The organism is Paenibacillus sp. CF384 (assembly GCF_900106745.1).
Classification (GTDB): Bacteria; Bacillota; Bacilli; order Paenibacillales; family Paenibacillaceae; genus Paenibacillus_Z.
Map to the genome: position 1 here is coordinate 1 of NZ_FNNV01000044.1, position 1,477 is coordinate 1,477.

The 1,477-nt window shown below is 46.2% G+C and carries 1 protein-coding gene; it reads left to right on the forward strand.

Translation table 11 applies throughout. The annotated features are described in order from the left end of the window. Positions 1-33 precede the first annotated feature (33 nt). Positions 34-1,394 (forward strand): IS1182 family transposase gene (locus BLW29_RS31035; RefSeq protein WP_090986983.1). Its coding sequence is split into 2 segments (ribosomal slippage): positions 34-601 and positions 601-1,394, totalling 1,362 coding nucleotides; the frame shifts between segments, so codons are not numbered across the junction. Positions 1,395-1,477 lie beyond the last annotated feature (83 nt).

Sequence of the window (1,477 nt, forward strand, 5' to 3'; positions counted from 1 at the left end):
AAGTAACAAATAACAAACGGATGGTGTTGTAAAATGCTACGTTCAAATCGGGATAAACAACAGAATTACGAGTTCGTTTCCATAGAAGATCTAGTCCCTGCTGATCATTTGTTGCGTAAGGTGGACAAGTACATCGACTTTTCCTTTATCGATCAAAAAGTGAGCCATTTGTATTGCCAAGATAACGGCCGACCTGCAATAGATCCCCTCGTGCTCTTTAAAATGATCTTTCTGGGGTATTTTTACGGCATACGCTCCGAGCGCCAGCTGGAACGTGAGATTCAGACGAATCTCGCTTACCGCTGGTTTCTTGGCTTGGGACTCACGGACCGCGTGCCTGATCATACAACAATTAGTTGGAACCGTCGTACACGTTTTAAGGACACGTCGGTTTTTCAAGATGTGTTCGATGAGATTGTGCTTCAAGCTATCTCGCATCGCATGGTTGGTGGTCGTGTACTTATCTCGGACTCTACTCATGTCAAAGCGAATGCCAACAAGCATAAGTTCACAAAAGAACAAGTCCAGCAGAATACACGTGACTATGTAGATGAGTTGAATTCCGCGGTAGAAGCAGAGCGTAAGGCACAAGGAAAAAAGCTTTAAAACAACAGGAGGAGGTGAACAAAGACAAAGAAGTGAAGGTTAGTACGACAGATCGGGACAGTGGCTATATGATTCGAGACGGTAAACCAGAGGGGTTCTTCTACTTAGATCACCGTACGGTTGACGTGAAGTACAACCTAATTACAGATGTCTTCGTTACCGCCGGAAACGTGCATGACTCCGTGCCTTACCTCTCTCGTCTAGATCGCCAGCGTGAACGATTTCAGTTTAAAGTTGAGGCAGTTGCTCTAGATTCTGGTTACCTGACAACACCAATTTGCAAAGGACTTGAACAACGAAAGATATTTGGCGTTATCGCACACCGCAGATTTCATCCAACGCAAGGATTGTACGCGAAATGGGAATTCACCTATGATAAGGAGCGAAATCTGTATATTTGTCCACAAAAACAAGAGCTCCCTTACCGCACTACAGATCGTAAAGGATACCGGCAATATGCTTCGGATCCCGTACAATGTGCAGCATGTCCAATGCTGGAGAAGTGTACGAGATCTCAAAACAAGCGCAAGGTCGTAACCCGACACATCTGGGAAGTCAGCAAAGAACAAGTACGGCTGAACCGGCTGAGTAAATCCGGGAAACAACTGTACCGCAAACGAAAAGAAACGATAGAGCGAAGCTTCGCGGATGCTAAAGAGCTCCACGGGTTTCGCTATTGCCGTTTGCGGGGGCTGCGAAACGTCATGGAGCAAGCGCTTATGACCGCAGCCGTACAGAACATGAAGAAGATAGCCCTCCAGCTAGAAAGGAGGTCGAAGGAGGCTTAACGCCCTTCGACCTCCACAAACCAACCCTAAAACCAAAGAGAAACCCAACGTTTGAAAAAAAACGTTGGGTTTCTCGACATTCT